The 18,297-nt window shown below is 69.2% G+C and carries 18 protein-coding genes; 9 read left to right on the top strand and 9 right to left on the bottom strand.

All coding sequences use genetic code 11. The features are described 5' to 3' along the window. Positions 1 to 49 precede the first annotated feature (49 nt). Both ACVCMI_RS01935 and ACVCMI_RS01930 read left to right on the top strand, forming a co-directional pair. Positions 50 to 1,210: an efflux RND transporter periplasmic adaptor subunit gene (locus tag ACVCMI_RS01935; protein ID WP_447097653.1), complete on the top strand. Its 1,161-nt coding sequence runs from the start codon at positions 50 to 52 to the stop codon at positions 1,208 to 1,210. A gap of 9 nt (positions 1,211 to 1,219) precedes the next feature. Further along, positions 1,220 to 4,273 (top strand): efflux RND transporter permease subunit, encoded by a 3,054-nt coding sequence (locus ACVCMI_RS01930; RefSeq protein ID WP_447097654.1) that lies wholly within the window; start codon positions 1,220 to 1,222, stop codon positions 4,271 to 4,273. Positions 4,274 to 4,429: 156 nt separating this feature from the next. On the opposite strand, the gene ACVCMI_RS01925 is transcribed toward ACVCMI_RS01930, so the two are convergent. Further along, positions 4,430 to 5,185 (bottom strand): Bax inhibitor-1/YccA family protein, encoded by a 756-nt coding sequence (locus ACVCMI_RS01925; RefSeq protein WP_447097655.1) that lies wholly within the window; start codon positions 5,183 to 5,185, stop codon positions 4,430 to 4,432. A 136-nt stretch (positions 5,186 to 5,321) separates the two neighbouring features. Here ACVCMI_RS01925 and hemC point away from each other — a divergent pair, with 136 nt between their 5' ends. Further along, entirely contained in the window at positions 5,322 to 6,239 is a 918-nt protein-coding gene (gene hemC / locus ACVCMI_RS01920; RefSeq protein ID WP_447097656.1) for a hydroxymethylbilane synthase, read from the top strand. 118 nt (positions 6,240 to 6,357) lie between these two features. On the opposite strand, the gene ACVCMI_RS01915 is transcribed toward hemC, so the two are convergent. Then, positions 6,358 to 7,155 (bottom strand): DUF481 domain-containing protein, encoded by a 798-nt coding sequence (locus ACVCMI_RS01915; protein WP_395120817.1) that lies wholly within the window; start codon positions 7,153 to 7,155, stop codon positions 6,358 to 6,360. A 147-nt stretch (positions 7,156 to 7,302) separates the two neighbouring features. Here ACVCMI_RS01915 and ACVCMI_RS01910 point away from each other — a divergent pair, with 147 nt between their 5' ends. Next, positions 7,303 to 8,274, top strand: a complete 972-nt coding sequence (locus ACVCMI_RS01910) for a helix-turn-helix transcriptional regulator (RefSeq protein WP_447097657.1) — start codon at positions 7,303 to 7,305, stop codon at positions 8,272 to 8,274. Positions 8,275 to 8,376: 102 nt separating this feature from the next. On the opposite strand, the gene ACVCMI_RS01905 is transcribed toward ACVCMI_RS01910, so the two are convergent. Continuing rightward, a complete protein-coding gene (locus tag ACVCMI_RS01905; RefSeq protein ID WP_447097658.1) occupies positions 8,377 to 10,137 on the bottom strand; it encodes an SLC13 family permease in 1,761 nt (586 codons plus the stop codon). Positions 10,138 to 10,332: 195 nt separating this feature from the next. Here ACVCMI_RS01905 and ACVCMI_RS01900 point away from each other — a divergent pair, with 195 nt between their 5' ends. Continuing rightward, positions 10,333 to 11,280 (top strand): patatin-like phospholipase family protein, encoded by a 948-nt coding sequence (locus ACVCMI_RS01900; protein WP_447097659.1) that lies wholly within the window; start codon positions 10,333 to 10,335, stop codon positions 11,278 to 11,280. Positions 11,281 to 11,340: 60 nt separating this feature from the next. On the opposite strand, the gene ACVCMI_RS01895 is transcribed toward ACVCMI_RS01900, so the two are convergent. Further along, a complete protein-coding gene (locus tag ACVCMI_RS01895) occupies positions 11,341 to 11,709 on the bottom strand; it encodes a DUF488 domain-containing protein (protein ID WP_447097660.1) in 369 nt (122 codons plus the stop codon). Positions 11,710 to 11,773: 64 nt separating this feature from the next. Further along, positions 11,774 to 12,490: a glycosyltransferase gene (locus ACVCMI_RS01890; RefSeq protein WP_395120812.1), complete on the bottom strand. Its 717-nt coding sequence runs from the start codon at positions 12,488 to 12,490 to the stop codon at positions 11,774 to 11,776. Between the two features lie 170 nt (positions 12,491 to 12,660). Between ACVCMI_RS01890 and bufA1 the strand changes: the two genes are divergently transcribed. The 4 genes from bufA1 to ACVCMI_RS01870 are packed head-to-tail and all read left to right on the top strand — an operon-like array spanning position 12,661 to position 15,073. Further along, positions 12,661 to 12,969, top strand: a complete 309-nt coding sequence (gene bufA1 / locus ACVCMI_RS01885) for a BufA1 family periplasmic bufferin-type metallophore (RefSeq protein ID WP_447097661.1) — start codon at positions 12,661 to 12,663, stop codon at positions 12,967 to 12,969. A gap of 5 nt (positions 12,970 to 12,974) precedes the next feature. After that, entirely contained in the window at positions 12,975 to 13,841 is an 867-nt protein-coding gene (bufB, locus tag ACVCMI_RS01880; protein ID WP_447097662.1) for an MNIO family bufferin maturase, read from the top strand. Continuing rightward, entirely contained in the window at positions 13,816 to 14,571 is a 756-nt protein-coding gene (locus ACVCMI_RS01875; RefSeq protein ID WP_447097663.1) for an HvfC/BufC family peptide modification chaperone, read from the top strand. Before bufB ends, ACVCMI_RS01875 begins: the two co-directional genes overlap by 26 nt. A gap of 31 nt (positions 14,572 to 14,602) precedes the next feature. After that, positions 14,603 to 15,073 (top strand): DoxX family protein, encoded by a 471-nt coding sequence (locus tag ACVCMI_RS01870; RefSeq protein ID WP_447097664.1) that lies wholly within the window; start codon positions 14,603 to 14,605, stop codon positions 15,071 to 15,073. Positions 15,074 to 15,166: 93 nt separating this feature from the next. On the opposite strand, the gene ACVCMI_RS01865 is transcribed toward ACVCMI_RS01870, so the two are convergent. Genes ACVCMI_RS01865 through ACVCMI_RS01850 form a run of 4 tightly spaced genes read right to left on the bottom strand, consistent with a single transcriptional unit; the run spans position 15,167 to position 18,215 of the window. Then, positions 15,167 to 15,934, bottom strand: a complete 768-nt coding sequence (locus ACVCMI_RS01865) for a DUF3379 family protein (protein ID WP_447097665.1) — start codon at positions 15,932 to 15,934, stop codon at positions 15,167 to 15,169. Beyond that, entirely contained in the window at positions 15,921 to 16,466 is a 546-nt protein-coding gene (locus tag ACVCMI_RS01860) for a sigma-70 family RNA polymerase sigma factor (RefSeq protein ID WP_447097666.1), read from the bottom strand. Before ACVCMI_RS01860 ends, ACVCMI_RS01865 begins: the two co-directional genes overlap by 14 nt. Positions 16,467 to 16,478: 12 nt before the next feature. Continuing rightward, a complete protein-coding gene (locus tag ACVCMI_RS01855; RefSeq protein WP_395120805.1) occupies positions 16,479 to 17,348 on the bottom strand; it encodes a ParB/RepB/Spo0J family partition protein in 870 nt (289 codons plus the stop codon). A gap of 3 nt (positions 17,349 to 17,351) precedes the next feature. Beyond that, positions 17,352 to 18,215, bottom strand: coding sequence for a ParA family protein (locus tag ACVCMI_RS01850; RefSeq protein WP_447097667.1), 864 nt, complete (start codon positions 18,213 to 18,215; stop codon positions 17,352 to 17,354). Between the last annotated feature and the right edge of the window lie 82 nt (positions 18,216 to 18,297).

Below are 18,297 nucleotides of genomic sequence, written 5' to 3'. Positions count from 1 at the left end.
CGATCAGGGAGGATCGCATCAATCAATGCCCACCCACAGGAGCCCGCGCATGCCCACGCGCGTTGACAACAAACCCGGCACCACCAAACGCATGCTCTGGATGATCGGCGGCGTGCTGCTGCTGATCGCGTTGATCGTCGGCATCAAGGTGCTGCTGGTGATGCGCATGATCCACTCGATGCCGCAACCGGCGCCGGCCACGGTCAGCACCACCACCGTCCGCGAGCAGCCGTGGCAGCCCGCGCTGAACGCGGTCGGCACGCTGCGCGCGGCGCAGGGCGCGGAGCTGGCGATGGATGCCTCCGGCCTGGTCACCGCGGTGCCGCTGAAATCCGGCCAGGACGTCAAGCAGGGCCAGCTGTTGCTGCAGCTGCGCGACGGCGACGAGACGGCGAAGCTGGAGCAGCTGCAGGCGACGGCGAAGCTGTCGCAGCTGACCTTCGAGCGCGCGCGCCAGCAGCTCGCGGCGCAGGCCATCAGCCAGGCCGATTACGATCGCGCCGCGGCCGAGCTCAAGGCCAACCAGGCCGCGGTGGCGCAGCAGCAGGCGATCGTGGCGAAGAAGCAGCTGCGCGCGCCGTTCGCCGGCCGCGCCGGCATCATCACGACCAGCCCGGGTGACTACGTGAGCGCCGGCACCACGCTGGTGACGCTGCAGCAGCTGGACCCGCTGCTGGTCGACTTCAACGTGCCGCAGAGCGAGCTGGGCCGGTTGCAGGTCGGCCAGTCGCTGCACCTGAACCTGGATGCCTATGAAGGGCGCCAGTTCGACGGCAAGCTCACCGCGATCAGCCCCAAGGTCGACCCCGGCACCCGCAACGTGCGGGTCGAGGCCAGCGTGCCGAACCCCGACAAGGCGCTGAGCCCGGGCATGTTCGCCAAGCTCACGGTCGATCTCGGCGGGCGCCAGAACCGGCTGACCCTGCCGCAGGCGGCGATCGTCTACAACCCCTACGGCGACACCGTCTACGTGGTGCACCCGTCCAAGGGCAAGGACGCGCAGGGCCACCCGTTGCCGGCCACGGTGCAGCAGACCTTCGTGACCGTGGGCGAGACGCGCGGCGACCAGGTGGCGATCCTCAAGGGCATCACCGCCGGCACCGAGGTGGTGACCAGCGGCCAGGTGAAGCTGAAGAACGACGCGCCGATCAAGGTCGACAACCGGGTGCAACCGGCCGACAGCGCGCACCCCACGCCGCAGGAACACTGAGCCGCCACGATGAAATTCACCGACTCGTTCATCAACAAGCCGGTGCTGGCGATCGTCGTCAGCCTGCTGATCCTGGTGCTGGGCATCCGCGCGGTCAGCAGCCTCAGCGTGCGCCAGTATCCGGAGACGCAGAACGCCACGGTCACCGTCACCACCGCCTACTACGGCGCCGACGCGGCGACCATGGCCGGCTTCATCACGCAGCCGCTGGAGCAGGCGATCTCGCAGGCGCAGGGCATCGACTACCTGTCCTCCAGCAGCGTATCGGGCGTGTCCACCATCACCGCCACGTTGCGCCTCAACTACGACGCCAACCGCGCGCTGACCGAGATCACCACCCAGGTCAATTCGGTGAAGAACCAGCTGCCGCCGCAGGCGCAGCAGCCGGTGCTGAACGTGCAGACCGGCGAGACGGTCGACGCGATGTACATCGGCTTCTACAGCGACGTGCTGCCGACCAACAACATCACCGACTACCTCGCGCGCGTGGTCAAGCCGAAGCTGGACGCGCTCGACGGCGTGCAGACCGCCGAGCTGCTCGGCGCGCGCCAGTTCGCGCTGCGCGCGTGGCTGGACCCGGCCAGGATGGCCGCGGTCGGCGTCACCGCCAGCGACGTCAACGCCGCGCTGGCGGCCAACAACTATCTCGCCGCGGTCGGCTCCAGCAAGGGCCAGGCGGTGACGGTGGACCTGACCACCGACAGCAGCCTGCACACGGTGGATGAATTCAAGCAGCTGGTGGTCCGCCAGTCCGGCGGCGCGATCGTGCGGCTGCAGGATGTGGCCACGGTGTCGCTGGGCTCGGAGAACTACGACTTCAACGTGGCCTTCAACGGCAAGCGTTCGGTGTTCATCGGCATCAAGGTCGCGCCGGACGCCAACGTGCTGGACGTGGCCCAGCGCGTGCGCGATGCGTTCCCCGAGATCCAGCACCAGTTGCCGAGCGGGCTGACCGGCAAGATCGTCTACGACGGCACCGACTTCGTGAACAGCTCGATCAACGAGGTCATCAAGACCCTGGTCGAGGCGCTGCTGATCGTCACCCTGGTGATCTTCCTGTTCCTGGGCAGCCTGCGCGCGGTGATCATCCCGGTGATCGCGATGCCGCTGGCGCTGATCGGCGCGTTCTTCGTGATGCTGGTGCTGGGCTATTCGATCAACCTGCTGACCCTGCTGGCGCTGGTGCTGGCGATCGGCCTGGTGGTGGACGACGCGATCATCGTGGTGGAGAACGTCGACCGCCACATGAAGGAGGAAGGCAAGACCCCGCTGCAGGCCGCACTGCTGGCCGCACGCGAGCTGGGCGGGCCGATCCTGGCGATGACCGTGGTGCTGATCGCGGTGTACGTGCCGATCGGCTTTCAGAAGGGCCTCACCGGCGCGCTGTTCAGCGAGTTCGCGTTCACCCTCGCCGGCGCGGTGACCGTGTCGGCGATCGTGGCGCTGACGCTGTCGCCGATGCTGACCTCGCGCTTCTTCACGAGCGGGCAGGAAGGCGGTCGCTTCGTGCAGTTCATCGACCGCCAGTTCGACCGCGTGCACCACGGCTACCAGCGCGTGCTGCACAACGTGCTGTCGACCTGGGTGGTGGTGATCGTGATGGCCGGCCTGCTGCTGCTGGCCACGGTGGCGCTGGGCGTCACTGCGCAATCGGAACTGGCGCCGGAGGAGGACCAGGGCGTGGTGGTGGGCCAGATCGTCGGCGCACCGAACGCCACCGCCGAGCAGATGAACGTTTACGCCACCCAGATGTTCGAGCTGGCCAAGGAATTGCCCGAGTACGAGCAGATGTTCCAGCTGACCGGCGTGCCGACGGTGAACCAGGGCATCGGCGGCGTGGTGTTCAAGCCGTGGGACCAGCGCGAGCGCAGCGCGCACGAACTGCAGCAGGTGTTGCAGGAAAAATGGAACGGCATCGCCGGCGGCCGTGTGGCGGCGTTCCAGTTTCCGCCGCTGCCCGGCGCGCAGGGCCTGCCGATCCAGGTGGTGATCACCACCACCGAGCCGTTCGACAATCTCGACGAAGTGGCCAGCGCGGTGCTGGCCAAGGCGCAGGCCAGCGGCAAGTTCTATTTCATCGACTCCGACCTGAAGATCGACAAGCCGCAGGCCACGGTGAACCTGGACCGCAACCTGATCGCCACGCTGGGCCTGACCCAGGCCGACGTCGGCGCCGCGCTGGGCTCGGCGCTGGGCGGCGGCTACGTCAACTACTTCTCCATCGCCGGGCGTTCGTACCGGGTGATCCCGCAGGTGTTGCAGGCCGACCGGCTGAATCCGGAGCAGGTGCTGGACTACTACCTGCGCGTGCCGGACGGCTCGGTGATCCAGGCCGGCACCGTGGCCAAGGTCACCCACGAGGTGGTGCCGCAGTCGCTGAACCGCTTCCAGCAGCTGAACTCGGCCACCATCTCGGGCGTGTCGGGCATGTCGCAGGGCGATGCGCTGACCTACCTGCGCGACCTGGTGCACGAGGTGGCGCCGAGCGGCTACAACGTGGACTATGCCGGCCAGTCGCGCCAGTTCATGCAGGAATCCGGCGGCTTCGGCGGCACCTTGCTGTTCGCCGTCATCATCGTGTTCCTGGCGCTGGCGGCGCAGTTCAACAGCTTGCGCGACCCGGTGGTGATCCTGGTCTCGGTGCCGCTGGCGCTGTTCGGGGCGCTGATCTTCGTCAACCTGTTCACCAGCCTCAACATCTACACCGAGGTGGGCCTGGTCACCCTGATGGGCCTGATCAGCAAGCACGGCATCCTGATCGTGCAGTTCGCCAACGACTCGCAGCGCGCCGGCATGTCCAAGCGCGAGGCGATCGAGCACGCCGCGGCGGTGCGCCTGCGGCCGATCCTGATGACCACCGCGGCGATGGTGCTCGGCGTGATGCCGCTGGTTATCGCCGCCGGCGCCGGCGCCGCGGGCCGCTTCAACATGGGCCTGGTGATCTCCACCGGTCTGGCCATCGGCACCGTGTTCACCCTGTTCGTGGTGCCCGCGTTCTACATGCTGCTGGCGGCGGACCATCACGCGGAACAGCCGGGGGATGACGCTGAGCTGGTGGCCTAGACGAAGAGAGCCCCGCCCGGAAAGCAAGAGCCGGCGGGCAGTGCCCGCCCTACGCGACGATACGTCGGTGTAGGGCGGGCACTGCCCGCCGCTTTCCCGGCCCCAAAAAAAGCCGGCGGACATCGCCCGCCGACTTTCTTCACTCCCGCCGCTGTCTCAGTTGCGCGACTGCAGCTTCGACAGCAAGCGCAGCAGTTCCAGGTACAGCCACACCAGGGTCACCACCAGGGCGAAGGCGCCGTACCACTCCATGTATTTCGGTGCGCGGGCATGCACGCCCTGCTCGATCATGTCGAAGTCGAGGATCAGGTTGAGCGCGGCGATCACCACCACCACGCCGCTGAAGGCGATGCCCAGGCCGCTGGAGCCGTTGATGAAGCCCATCGAATGGCCGAAGAAGCCCATCACGAAGTTGGCCAGGTACAGCAGCATGATGCCGCCGGTGGCCGCGACGATGCCGAGCTTGAACTTCTCGGTGGCGCGGATCAGCCCGCTGCGATAGGCCAGCAGCATCGCCGCCATCACGCCGAAGGTCAGCCCCACCGCCTGCATCACGATGCCCGGGTAGCGCATCTCGAAGATCGCCGACAACGCGCCGATGAAGACGCCCTCCACCAGCGCGTACAACGGCGCGGTGACCGGCGCCCAGGTTTTCTTGAACACGGTGACCAAGGCCAGGATCAGGCCGCCGATGGCGCCGCCGATCATCAGCGGGCCCATCGTCGGCAGGCTCTCCGCGCCGTTGAACTGGCCCCAGCTGAAGGCCGCGCCGACGATGGCCAGGATCAGCAGCAGGCCGGTCTTGTTGACCGTGCCGTTGAGGGTCATCACCTCGTCGCCATGCGCCACCACCGCACCGCTGGCGGCGTCGAGGAAGGTGTTCTTGTTGAGTGCCGGGTTGCCGCTTTGCATGATGAACTCCGCAGGAATTTACGTCATCGTAGCCGGCCCGCGCCCGTCGCGACAGCCACCGCGCCGATTCGCCACGCTGCACCGTGGTGGCCGACTACGCGACAATTGAGACCTTGCCGATTCTTGCGGAGTTCCCATGAGCCTTTCCACCTTGCGCATCGCCACCCGCAAGAGCGCGCTGGCGCTGTGGCAGGCCGAGCACGTCGCCGCGTTGCTGCGCGCGGCGCACCCCGGCCTGGTCGTGGAACTGGTGCCGCTGTCCACCCGCGGCGACGAGATCCTCGACCAGCCGCTGGCCACCATCGGCGGCAAGGGGCTGTTCCTCAAGGAGCTGGAAGTGGCCATGCTGGAGGGCCGCGCCGAGCTGGCGGTGCATTCGCTGAAGGACGTGCCGGCCGATCTCGAGAGCGGCTTCACCCTGCCGGCCATCCTGCCCCGCGCCGACGCCGCCGACGCTTTCGTCAGCAACCACTACGCCGACCTCGCCGCGCTGCCGCAGGGCGCGCGGGTGGGCACCTCGTCGCTGCGCCGGCAGGCGCAACTGCGCGCGCTGCGGCCGGATCTGCAGCTGAGCGACCTGCGCGGCAACGTCGGCACCCGGCTGGGCAAGCTCGACGCCGGCCAGTACGACGCGATCGTGCTGGCCTGCGCCGGGCTGGAACGCCTCGGCCTGGCCTCGCGCATCGTCTCGCGACTGGCCGCGCCGGACTGGCTGCCCGCCCCGGGCCAGGCCGCCATCGCGATCGAGGCGCGCGACGAGCATCCGGCGGTGCTGGCCCTGCTCGCCGCGCTCGACGACGCCGACACGCGGCTCACGGTGAGCACCGAGCGCGCGATGAACCGCGCCCTGGGCGGCAGCTGCACGGTGCCGGTCGGCGCCTGGTGCATGCGCAGCGACCACGGCTTGCACCTGCGCGGCCTCGTCGGCGACGCGGCCAGCGGCCAGCTGCTGCACGCCGAAGGCAGCGCGCCGGCGGATAAGGCCGAGGCACTCGGTCGACAGGTGGCGCAGGCGTTGCTCGCGCAAGGGGCGGGCAAACTGCTGGGGACGTGAGCCGACGCTGTCACGCTCCTGCAGTCCATGCGGCAGCGACCCACGGCGGGCAGTGCCCGCCACCGCCCATGCGGGGGAGCGGCGGGCGGTGCCCGCCGTGCCACTCCCCATCCGGCGCTCAGAAGCTGTACACGAGATTCGTCGTGGTCAGCGTGTCGGTCTGCTTCACGCCCGGCTGCACGTCGCTGTTGTAGCGGACCTGGAAGCCCACTTTCAGGGCCAGCTTCTTGGTCATGCTGACGGCCAGGCCGGCGTCGTTCTGGATGTAGGTGTTCTTGGAGCCCGCTTCGGTGAGGAACGTGTCCTCGAAGGCGGTGTTGGCGCTCAGCTTGAACTTGTAGTTGACCAGGCCGCGGGCCACCACTTCGCCTTCGGTGGGCTGGCGCTGGGCGACCAGCACGTTGCCGACCAGCACCTGGGTGTCGGCGGGACGGTAGCGCTTGTAGCCGGGGCCGATTTCGAACGACAGCTCGTTGCGCTCGTCCTTCAGCGCGATATAGCCGTAGCCCAGCGAGACCGTGCCCTGCCACAGGTTGGCGCCGAAGTCGTCGTGCTCGTAGCGGGCCGCGCCGACGATGTAGCTGCGCGTGTCGAGCTTGAGGCCGACCGAGGCGCCGGCATCGTAACGGTTGGCGGTGGTGTTGAACTGCTCGATCGTGTTGCCATTGGTGTCGACGATCTTCTGCTCGCTCTTGGAGCGCAGCGCGTCAACGAAGAAGTTGTTCTTCCACTGGTCGTTTTCCTGGCTCAGGCCCAGTTTGGCGTTGATGTTCTCCGAGCGCGAGTTGCCGGTGGACGAGGCGAAACCGAATTCGCCCGAACCGCTCCAGCCGCCGCGATTTTCCGTGTCCTGGGCGTGGGCGGCGAAGCTGGCGAAACCGGCCAGCAGCAGGCCGCCGATCAGGGTCTTGTTCATTGCCGAATATCCGTTTGTTAAAGTTTGGTAACAGCGTACCTTAGCCAGCCGTCTTGAACTCGCAGTGAATGCGCCGGCCCGCCGTGCGACTTGCAGCCATCCACGGCCGCCACCATGCTAGGACGTGCCCCGCCCGAGACGTGCCGAATGGATCGCTACGAACGGATATTGACGCTGCATCGCCTGCTGAAATCGGCGCACTATCCGGTGCCGTTGTCGCGCCTGATGGGCGAACTGGAATGCTCGCGCGCCACGCTGTATCGCGACGTGGCGTTCCTGCGCGATGCGCTGGGCGCGCCGATCGAGAGCGCCGGCACCGACCAGGCGGCATTCCGCTACGAAGCCGGCGAAGGCGAGAAGTTCGAGCTGCCCGGCCTGTGGCTGACCTCCGACGAGCTGGCCTCGCTGCTGGCGCTCAACGAACTGATCAGCCGCTCCGGCCCCGGCGTGCTCGCCGGCACGCTGGCGCCGTTCAAGGCGCGCATCGAGGGCCTGCTGTCGCACCAGGGAAGCGGCAAGGCGCTGCCGATCGAGCGCATCCGGGTGATTCCGTGGGGCGAGCGCAAGCTCGACCAGCAAGTGTTCCGCGTGGTCGCCGGCGCGGTGCTCGAACGGCGCCAGCTGCGCTTCCGCTACCGCGCACGCACCACCAATGCCGACAGCCGCCGGCTGGTCTCCCCGCAGCGGCTGACCCACTACCGCGACAACTGGTACCTCGACGTGTGGGACCACGACCGCGAGGCGCTGCGCAGTTTCGCGGTGGACCGCATCGCCGAGGCGCAGGCGCAGGACGCGCCCGCCCGCGACGTCACCGACAGCGAGCTCAACGAACTGCTCGCCTCCAGCTACGGCATTTTCGCCGGCAAGCCCAAGGCCTGGGCCACGATCCGCTTCTCCGCCCACGCCGCGCGCTGGGTTTCCGACGAGCACTGGCATTCGCAGCAGCAGGGCGAATGGCTGAGCGACGGCCGCTACGAGCTGAAGCTGCCCTACTCCAACTCGAAAGAGTTGTTGATGGACGTGCTCAAGTACGGCCCCGACGCGGAAGTGGTCGCCCCGCTGCCGCTGCGCGAGGAGATGAAGATCCTGCTGCGGCTGGCGCTGTCAGGCTATGCCTGACTGCCGGGAATAGGGAATGGGGAATAGGGAAAGCAGGGGGTCGCGGAACGCCGTTGCTCTTCCTATTCCCCATTCCCCATTCCCTATTCCCTATTCCCAGCTCTAGAACGGCCAAAACTTCGGGATCAACCACATCGACAGCGCGCAGAAGATGGCGATCAGCGGGATGCCGACCTTCATGAAGTCGGTGAAGCGGTAGCCGCCGGCGTAGTAGACCATGGTGTTGGTGGGGTAGCCGACCGGGGTGGCGAACGAGGTGGCGGCGGCGAAGGCGACCGCGACGACGAACGGGCGCGGGTCCACGTGCATGGCGTGGGCCACCGACACGGCGATGCCCACCATCAGCACCACCGAGGGGTTGTGGCCCATCAGTTCGGTGAGCAGGGCGGTCAGCAGGTAGACCATCAGCAGGCCGGCCAGCGGGCCGTGGTCGCCGACCACGCCCAGCCCCATCTGCACCAGCGTTTCCGACAGGCCGCTGCGCTCGATCGCGATGCCCAGCGGCAGGATCGCGCCGAGCAGGATGATGATCTTCCAGTCCACGCCCTCGTAGACGTCCTTGCGGCCGAAGCAGCCGGTGAGCGCCATCGCCACCGCGCCGCAGATCGCCGCGATCGGGATCGGCAGCCAGTGCAGGCCGGAGGCCACCACCACGCCGACCATGATCGCGGCGGCATACAACGCCTTGCGCGGGGTGCGGTGGGCTTCCTCGCGCTCGCTCAGCACGATGAAGGCCTCGTCGTTGCGCAGGTTGGACAACGCCTCGTCGTCGACCAGCACCAGCAGCACGTCGCCCACCGCCAGGCTGACGTCGCTGAGCTTGTCGCGCAGCAGCTGGCCGCGCCGGTGGATCGCCAGCGCCACCGCGTCGTAGCGCCAGTGCAGGCCGGTTTCCTCCAGCTGGCGGCCTTCCATCGGGCTGGCCGGCGCGATCATCAGCTCCACCATCACCCGCGAGCGGGCATCGCCGGTGGCGTAGCGGCGGTCCGGCGCGTTGCGCAGGCCGGCGCGGCGCTGGAAATCCTCGATCTTCCCCCAGTCGCCGCGCACCAGCAGCACGTCGCCGACGGCGATCTCCTGGCTGCGCGGCGACCACATGCGCCGCTCGCCGCGCAGCAGCTCCAGCGGGTAGACGCCGTAACGCTCGCCCAGCTTCGCATCGGCGATGCTGCCGCCGACCAGCGCGGACTGCTCGGTCACCTCCAGCTCGGTGACGTACTTGCCGATCTCCTCCTGCACCGGCAGCTGGGTGTCGATCTCGCGCGGCAGCAGCCAGCGGCCGACCAGCATCAGGTAGACAATGCCGACCACCGCCAGGATCACGCCCATGCGGGTGAACTCGAACACGCCGAACGCCTCCATCCCGTGCTTCTGCGCCAGCGTGTCGGCGAGCAGGTTGGAGGAGGTGCCGATCAGCGTGCACACGCCGCCCATCTGCGCGGCGTAGGCCATCGGCATCAGCACGCGGCCGGGCGAGGTGTGTGTGCGCTGGCACACGCGCAGCGCCAGCGGCAGGAAGGTGGCCACCAGCGCAATGTTCTTGACGAAGGCGCCCAGCGGCGCGATCGCCAGCATCAGCGCCAGGGTCAGCACCCACGGCCGCTTGATCCGCATCAGCCAGCGGCTCAGCGGATCGAGCGCGCCGGAGCGCTCGATGCCCAGGCTGAGCGCGAACATCGCCGCCACCGTCACCGTCGCCTCGTTGCTGAAGCCGCTGAGCGCCTCCACCGGCGTGACGATGCCCAGGATCACCAGCGTCGCCAGCACCAGCAGCGCGATCAGGTCGATGCGCAGCTTCTCGCTGGCGAACAGCGCCATCGCCAGCACGATCACCGCGACCGTGGCCCATGCCTGCCAGTTCATGCAGCGCGCCTCGGCGCGGGCAGGCGGGCGGGGCGGGGCGTCGCGGTGGGTCGGGATGGGGCCATGCAGGTTTCCGTGGAGTGTCGCCGTCGGCTTGCCGCCACGGCCCCGGTCATACTAACCCGCGCAGCTGTTCGCCCGCCGTCGCTGCCGGCTGGCCGCGGCGGCATCGACGATTCGTGATTGAATGTCGGCATGAATACCCACGAACCCGACGCGCCAGGCGAGCCACAAGAACCAGCCGGCGAGCGCCAGCCCACCGTGGCGCTGGCGCTCGGCGCCGGCGGCGCCAAGGGGCTGGCGCACATCGGCGTGATCGAGGAAATCGAGGCGCAGGGTTTTCGCATCGTGGCGATCGCCGGCAGCTCGATGGGCGCGCTGATCGGCGGCATCCACGCGATGGGCAAGCTCGACGTCTACCGCGACTGGGTGAGCGCGCTGGCCCGTTTCGACGTGCTGCGACTGGTCGACTGGTCCTTTTCCGGCGGCGGCCTGATCAAGGGCGAGAAGATCATCGGCACGCTGCGCGGGCTGATCGGCGACACCCTGATCGAGGAGCTGCCGCTGGCGTTCACCGCGGTGGCCACCGACCTCGACCGCGGCCGCGAGGTATGGCTGGGCCGCGGCAACCTGTTCGAGGCCATCCGCGCCTCGATCGCCGTGCCGACCGTGTTCCGCCCGCACCACCTCAACGGCCACCGCATGGTCGACGGCGCCCTGCTCAACCCGGTGCCGGTCACGCCGCTGATCGGGGTGGAGGCGGATTATCTGTTCGCCGTCAGCGTGGACGGCCCGGTCGAGGCGGCCGTCGCGCCGGTGGAGGAGAGCGCCACCGGACAGGACCCTAGCTATCGCCACCGCATCGGCGAGTTCATCAGCCGGCTGATGCCGCGCAGCGAGGAACCGCCGCGCGAGCCCGGTACCTTCGACACGCTGAACCAGGCGATGGACCTGATGCAGGCCAACCTGGCGCGGCTGCGCCTGGCCGCGTACGAGCCGGACCTGCTGATCACCCTGCCGCGCAACATCGCCAGCGTCTACGAGTTCTACCGCGCCCGCGAACTGATCGAGCGCGGTCGCCTGCAGACGCGCAAGGCGCTGGCCGAGTGGCCGCGCACGGGCACGCCGCTGCGCGCGACTTGAGCGGGCCGCACGGCACTTCGACTTCCCCGCTGCGCAAGGGCGGGGCCATGCTCAAGGCGGTCAGCGCGGCCCGTGCGTGTGCAGCCAGTGCTGCAGGTAGTCGCGCAGCACGAGGGCACCGTTGTGCTCCTCGTCGCGGGCGCTGTAGATCAGGGTGACCGGGTGCCGCGCGGAGCGCTCGGCCAGCGGTTGCCAGTATTCGGCCAGCTCGTCGAGTTCGCTGGCGTAGCGGTGGCGGAAGCCGTCCCAGCGCGCCGGATCGTGGCCGAACCATTTGCGCAGCGCCGTGGTCGGCGCCAGTTCCTTGGCCCACTGGTCCAGCGGCACATCTTCCTTCTTCATGCCGCGCGGCCACAGCCGCTCCACCAGCACGCGATAACCATCCTCCCTGGCGGGCGCTTCGTACGCACGCTTGATCGCGAGGGCCATGGCGTTCTCCTGCAATGAAACAGGACAAGCATACGACCGCCGCGGCGACACCGCGTGATCGAGGTCAGAGTTCCTCGACTTCGGTCACCTTGCCCCGGCGCATCAGCCACGCCACGCCACGCAGGTCGGCCAGGCCGACCCACAGCCGGTCCAGCATGCCGTACTTGGACACGCCGGCGGTGCGCGGGCGATGGCCCACCGGCACGCTGGTGCTCCGGAAGCCGGCGCGCTTGACCAGCGCCGGCAGGTAGCGGTGCATGTGGTCGAAGTAGGGCAGGCGCAGGAACACCTCGCGCTCGAACAGCTTCAGGCCGCAGCCGGTGTCCGGCGTGGCGTCGCGCAGCATGCGCGAGCGCACCGCGTTGGCGACCTTCGAGGAGATGCGCTTGTTGAAACTGTCGCGGCGGGTGGTGCGCCAGCCGGCGAACAGCTTCACCTCGGCCGCCGCCGCGTCGCGCGCGGCGAGCAGCTTCGGGATGTCGGCCGGATCGTTCTGGCCGTCGCCGTCCAGCGTGGCGATCCAGCTGCCGCGCGCCGCGCGCACGCCGTTCCACACCGCCGTGCTCTGGCCGCTGCGGGTGACGTGATGCAGCACGCGCAACTCGGGATGCTGCGCCTTCTGCGCTTCGAGCACGGCGCGACTGTCGTCGGACGAATCGTCGTCGACGTAGATCACTTCGTAGTCGGCCGTGCCACGCAAGGCAGCCGCGATTTCGGCCAGCAGCGGCGGGATGTTGTCGCGCTCGTTGAACACGGGGACGACGACGGAAAGTTGCGGCATGGGGCTGGCCTTTCAGCGGAAACGGGCACCGCGGACGGCGGCGAACGCGCAGTTTAATGCCTGCCGGCACGGACCGTCGGCACCGGATACGAAAACCGGGTGTAATGAAATCCGCGTCCACCGGGTCATCTACCGCAGCCGGAATTGTCCGGCATCCACGGGAGAGACCCATGCAAGCCCAGACCATCCTCAGCTCCGCCTTGCTCAGCCTGCTCGCCGCCGGCGCGCTCGGCGCCGCCACGACCGCCCACGCCGCCGACAAGATGGCCGCCAGCGCCACGCAGAAGTGCTACGGCGTCAACGCCGCGATGAAGAACGACTGCCAGTCCCCGGGCCATTCCTGCGCGGGCCAGGACAGCAAGGCGCGCGATCCGCAGGCCTTCGTGGCGGTACCCGCCGGCCTGTGCGCCAAGCTCGATGGCGGTTCGCTGCAGGCCCACGACGCCATGTCGCACGACGCCATGATGAAGAAGAGCTGACAGCCGTGCCCCCGTCACGCCCCGTGCGTGCGCAGCCGATCCCGACGAGTGTCGGGATCGGGCTGCGGCCGGCGCACGTCGCGCACGTGCTGCACCACCGGCCCGCCGTGCCGTTCTTCGAGCTGCACAGCGAGAATCTGTTCTGCGCCGGCGGCGCGCTGTGGGACGCGTTAGACGCGCTGCGCCGCGACTACCCGGTGAGCCTGCACGGCGTGGGCCTGTCGCTGGGTTCGGCCGAGCCGCTCGATCCCGCCCACCTCGCCGCGCTGCGCGCGCTGGTGCAACGCGCCGAACCCGCGCTGGTATCCGAGCACGTGTGCTGGGGCGCCATCGGCGGGCGCCACTACAACGACCTGCTGCCGCTGCCGTACACCGAGGAAGCGCTGGAGCTGATGGTGGCGCGCGTGGGCCAGTTGCAGGAAACGCTGGGCCGCCGCGTGCTGGTGGAGAACGTCTCCAGCTACATCCATTTCAGCCACTCGACGCTGAGCGAGTGGGAGTTCCTTGCCGCACTCGCCGCGCGCAGCGGCTGCGGCCTGCTGCTGGACGTCAACAACGTCTACGTCAACAGCGTCAACCACGGCTTCGACGCGCAACGCTTCATCGACGGCATCCCCGCCGCCGCGGTGGGCGAACTGCACCTGGCCGGCTTCACCCGCAAGCAGGGGCTGGGCGGCGAACTGCTGATCGACTCGCACGACCAGCGCGTCGATGCCGCCGTGTGGGCGCTGTACGGCTACACGCTGGCCCGCCTCGGCGCGAAACCCACCCTGATCGAATGGGACCAGCACTTGCCCGATTTCGCCGTGCTGGAAGACGAGGCGCGGCTCGCCACGGAGCATCTCGATGTCGTCGCCGCCCTCGCTGCGTGAGCTGCAGCACGCGTTCGCCGGCGCCATCGTGGACGGCGTGGCGCCCTCGCTGGAACCGTGGATCGCCACGCGCGGCATCGCGCCCGCCGCCCGCCTGCGCATCTATCGGAACGCCAACCTCGCGATCCACGTCGACGCGCTGGCCACCAGTTTCCCCGCGCTGCAACACCTGCTCGGCGAGGACTGCTTCGACGGCCTCGCCACCCGCCACGCCGCTTTCCGCGGCAACCGCAGCGGCAACCTGCAGGATTACGGCGCCGACTTCGCCGCGTTCGTGGCCGCGCAGCCGGAAACCGCGCCGTGGCCCTGGCTGGGTGACGTGGCGCGGCTGGAATGGCTGCGCCAGGAAGTCGCGCTGGCCGCCGATGCCACGCCCGCCGATGCCGCAGCCCTGGTCGCTGCGCTGGCCGACGCGGACCACCCGCCGCGGCTGCGGCCGTGCGTGCGCGCGCTGTCCTGCGCCTGGGCGGTGCTCGACCTGTGGCGTTGCGCGCAGGCGCCGGAACACGACGCCATCGACCCCGCCGTGCCGCAATCCGTCTTGCTGTGGCGCGAAGGCAGCCAGGTCGCGATGCGCGCCATCGCACCTGCGCAGGCCGCGTTCGTGGACGCGCTGCGGCATGAGTCATCGCTCGACCTGGCGCTCGCCGCCGCACAGCTGATCGACCCGCAGGCGCCGCCCGAAACCCTGCTGCGCCCCCTGCTCGAACACGCGCTGCTCGCCGCGTGATCCGTCATCCACTCATCCGGGAATCGTCCACATGAACACCGCCGTCGCCATCGCCCGCTGGTCGCGTCTCACCGCGCAACTCGCGGTGCTCACCCCGCTCGCCCTGCTGCTGTTCCGCGTGTTCGTGGCGCTCGCGTTCTGGCGCGCCGGCACGGTGAAATGGGATGACCCCAGCGGCACGGCCTACCTGTTCGACAACGAATACCAGGTGCCCCTGCTCGCCCCTGCGCTGGCCGCCACGCTCGCCACCTGGACCGAACTGGTGCTGCCGTGGTTCCTCGCGCTGGGCCTCGGCACCCGCGTGGTCGCCGCCGTGCTGTTCGTCTACAACATCGTCGCGGTGGTCTCCTACCCGGCACTGTGGCCGAACGGCCTCTGGCACGGACTGATCGGCGGCGACTTCAATGACCACAAGGCCTGGGGGTTGATGCTGCTGGCCCTGGTGGCGCTTGGGGCAGGGCGGATCTCGGGGGACGCCGTGATGAGCCGGTTGTTTCGGTGACGGGGAGTCCCCTGCCCGTCGTGTCAGCGCGGACGAAAGGGCATGGACGCCAGCCGGTCGCCGCGAGTCCTTGTGATCAGGTGCCTGGAAGACTCAGGGTGCCAACCGGCCCGGCGCCTCGTTGACCGCGCGGCGCTGCGCAGTCTGCGCGCTGCCCTCTCCATCGATCGCCACCCGCCAGTGGCGTGCCACCGCGTCGAACGGGCGTGCGCCGCCACGGTCGGTGAGCATCACCAGGGTGCCGTGTTGCAGCGGCACGATGCGGCCATGCCAGCCGTCACGCTGGAAGTCGCTGGCCTTGGCCACTTGCTTGTGCGGCAGGTAGAGCACGGCGACCGGGGTGCCGCCGACGCGGCTGACCAGGTGCACGGTCTTGTAGGGGCCGACCGGGCAGTCGTGCACGTAGGTGACGTCGACGGGGGCGGGGCCGCGCAGGCTGACGCCGCGCACGGCGAAGCCGGCGGCGATGGCGGGCGTACCGATGGGCTGGACGAGGTCGAGCGAGTGGATTTCGTCGGGCATGTGCGCGACGGCGAGCGCAGGCAGCGAGCGCGCATCCATCCGCTTCCAGCCGTAGCCGCCGAGGCCGAGCGCGAGCAGCAGCGAGGCGGCCAGCGCGAACGCCAGCTGGCGGCGACGGGTCTGCCGGTGGCGCTCGCCGGTGGCCTGGGCCAGCAGCACGCGCTCGGCGAGGCCTTCGGGCACGGACACCTCGAGCGCGGCGTGCAGTTCGCGCTCGAAGGCCTGGGCGCGCTCCCACGCGGCGGCGCAGGCGGGGCAGCTGTCGCGATGGGCGAGCAGTTCGGCAGCGCGCGAGTGCGGTTCGGCGCCGAGGCGGCGGCGGAACTCAAGGCAATCCATGCTGCGCCTCCGGGCGGCCGCCCTGCAGGATGGATTTCAGCTTCTGCCGGGCGCGGAACAACTGGGTCATCACCGCGCCGGGCTGTTGGTCCAGCTCGGCGGCGATCTCGTCGCAACTCATGCCGCCCAGCACCTGCAGCAGCAGCGGTTCGCGGTACTTGTGCGGCAATCGGGACATGGCTTCACGCAGTTCGGCGGCATCGCCGTGGCGCTCGGGGCTGGCCCAGGCGGCGTCCTCGGCGAGGTTGTCTTCCAGCTCGACGGTATCCGGCGTCTTGCGCTCATGCAGGCGCGCGTTCTCGCGACGCAGGATGGTCAGCAGCCACGGCTTGGCGGACTCGGCCTCGCGCAGCGCGTCGAGGCTTTTCCACGCGCGCAACAAGGTCTCCTGCACCAGATCCTGGGCCAGCGCATCCTGCCCGCACAACCAGTAGGCGAAGCGGTACAGGTCGCCGGCATGCGCGCGGGTCAGCGCCTCGAATTGACGTTGTCGGGAACTCACTGCCAGATAGACCGGCCCGGAGCGTTTCATCTTTCACCAAGGTCAGCGGATCTTGCCGAGGATGCCGTCGAGTTCGTCGTTGCTGTGGTAGTGGATCACCAGCTTGCCGCGGCCGCCCTTGCCCTGGGCCAGCTCGACGCGGGTGGCGAAGCGCTCGCCCAGTTCGCGCTCCAGCGCGCTGATGTTGGGATCGCGCGCGGGCGCGTGGCGGGCCTTGCCCTTCGGCGCGGTCTGCGCGCGGCGGGCGGCCTCCTCCAGCTCGCGCACGCTCCAGCCGAGGGTGACGGCCTGGCGCGCCAGCGGCACGGCGATGGACTCGTCCAGGGTCAGCAGGCAGCGGGCGTGGCCCATCTCCAGCTTGCCGTCGTCGAGCAGTTTCTTGATCGCCTCGGGCAGCTCGGTGAGCCGCAGCAGGTTGGACACCGCGGCGCGCGAGCGCCCCACCGCGTCGGCGGCCTGCTGGTGGGTGAGTTCGAAATCCTCGATCAGGCGCTTGAGCGCATCGGCTTCTTCCAGCGGGGTGAGGTCCTGGCGCTGGATGTTCTCGATCAGCGCCATCGCCGGCACGGCCTGCTCGGCCACCTGCTTGATCAGCGCCGGGATCTCGCCCAGCTGCGCGCGCTGCGCGGCGCGCCAGCGGCGTTCGCCGGCGATCAGTTCGTAGCGGTGCTTGCCGATCTCGCGCACCACCACCGGCTGGATCAGGCCCTGCGCCTTGATCGAGGCAGCCAGCTCGTCCAGCGCCTCGTCGTTCCAGTGGCGCCGCGGCTGGTATTTGCCGGGCTGGATTTGCTGGATCGGCAGCGTGCGCAGCTCACCCTCCTGCGCCAGTACCGACGGCGTGCCTTCGCCGTCGCCGCCGAGCAGGGCGTCCAGCCCGCGTCCCAATCCACGTTTTTTCGCTGCTGCCATGCCTCAGTCCTGATGATTGGCGGCGGGTGCCTTGAGCAGCACGCCGTTGTGGTCGCCATGCGCGGCGGAGTCGGCCTCGTCGGCCGGCTCGGCGCGCGGCGGCAGCCCGCGTTCGCGCCGGATCACCTCGCCGGCCAGGCCGATGTAGGCGATCGCGCCACGCGAGCTGCGGTCGTACAGGTGGATCGGCTGGCCGTGGCTCGGCGCCTCGGCCAGGCGCACGTTGCGTGGGATGATCGAGCGCAGCACCTTGTCGCCGAAGTGCTGGGTGAGCTGGGCGGAGACCTCGTTGCCGAGGTTGTTGCGCACGTCGTACATGGTGCGCAGCAGGCCCTCGATCTCCAGTTTCGGATTGAGCCGGTGGCGCACCGCCTTGACCGTGTCGAGCAGGCTGGACAGGCCCTCCAGCGCGAAGTACTCGCACTGCACCGGGATCAGCACGCCGTCGGCGGCGGTCAGCGCGTTGAGGGTGAGCAGGTTGAGCGAGGGCGGGCAGTCGATCAGGATGGTGTGGTACTTGTCCGCGACCTTGGCCAGCACGTCCTTCAAGCGGTGCTCGCGGGCCAGCGCGTCCATCAGTTTCAGCTCGGCGGCGGTGAGGTCGCCGTTGCCCGGCAGCACGTCGTAGTGCGCCTCGGTGGGCACGATCGCCGCGCTGATCTCCACCTCTTCCAGCAGTACCTCGCAGCCGCTCGGGCCGATCTGGCGCTTGTCGATGCCCGAGGCCATGGTGGCGTTGCCCTGCGGATCGAGATCCACCAGCAATACCTTGCGCTTGGCCGCCGCAAGCGCAGCGGCCAGGTTGACGGCCGTGGTGGTCTTGCCGACGCCGCCCTTCTGGTTGGCGACAGCGATGATGCGGGCCATGGATCGAAGGCATTCCGTTCGCGAAGGACGGCTAGATTAGCATTGCCGCCCGGGCTTGCCTGCCCCGGCCGGACCGCTCTGC

The sequence above is a fragment of the Rhodanobacter sp. UC4448_H15 genome (genome assembly GCF_052978265.1).
Note: the sequence above shows the minus strand (reverse complement) of the source record. Positions and strands in the feature narration are given on the sequence as shown.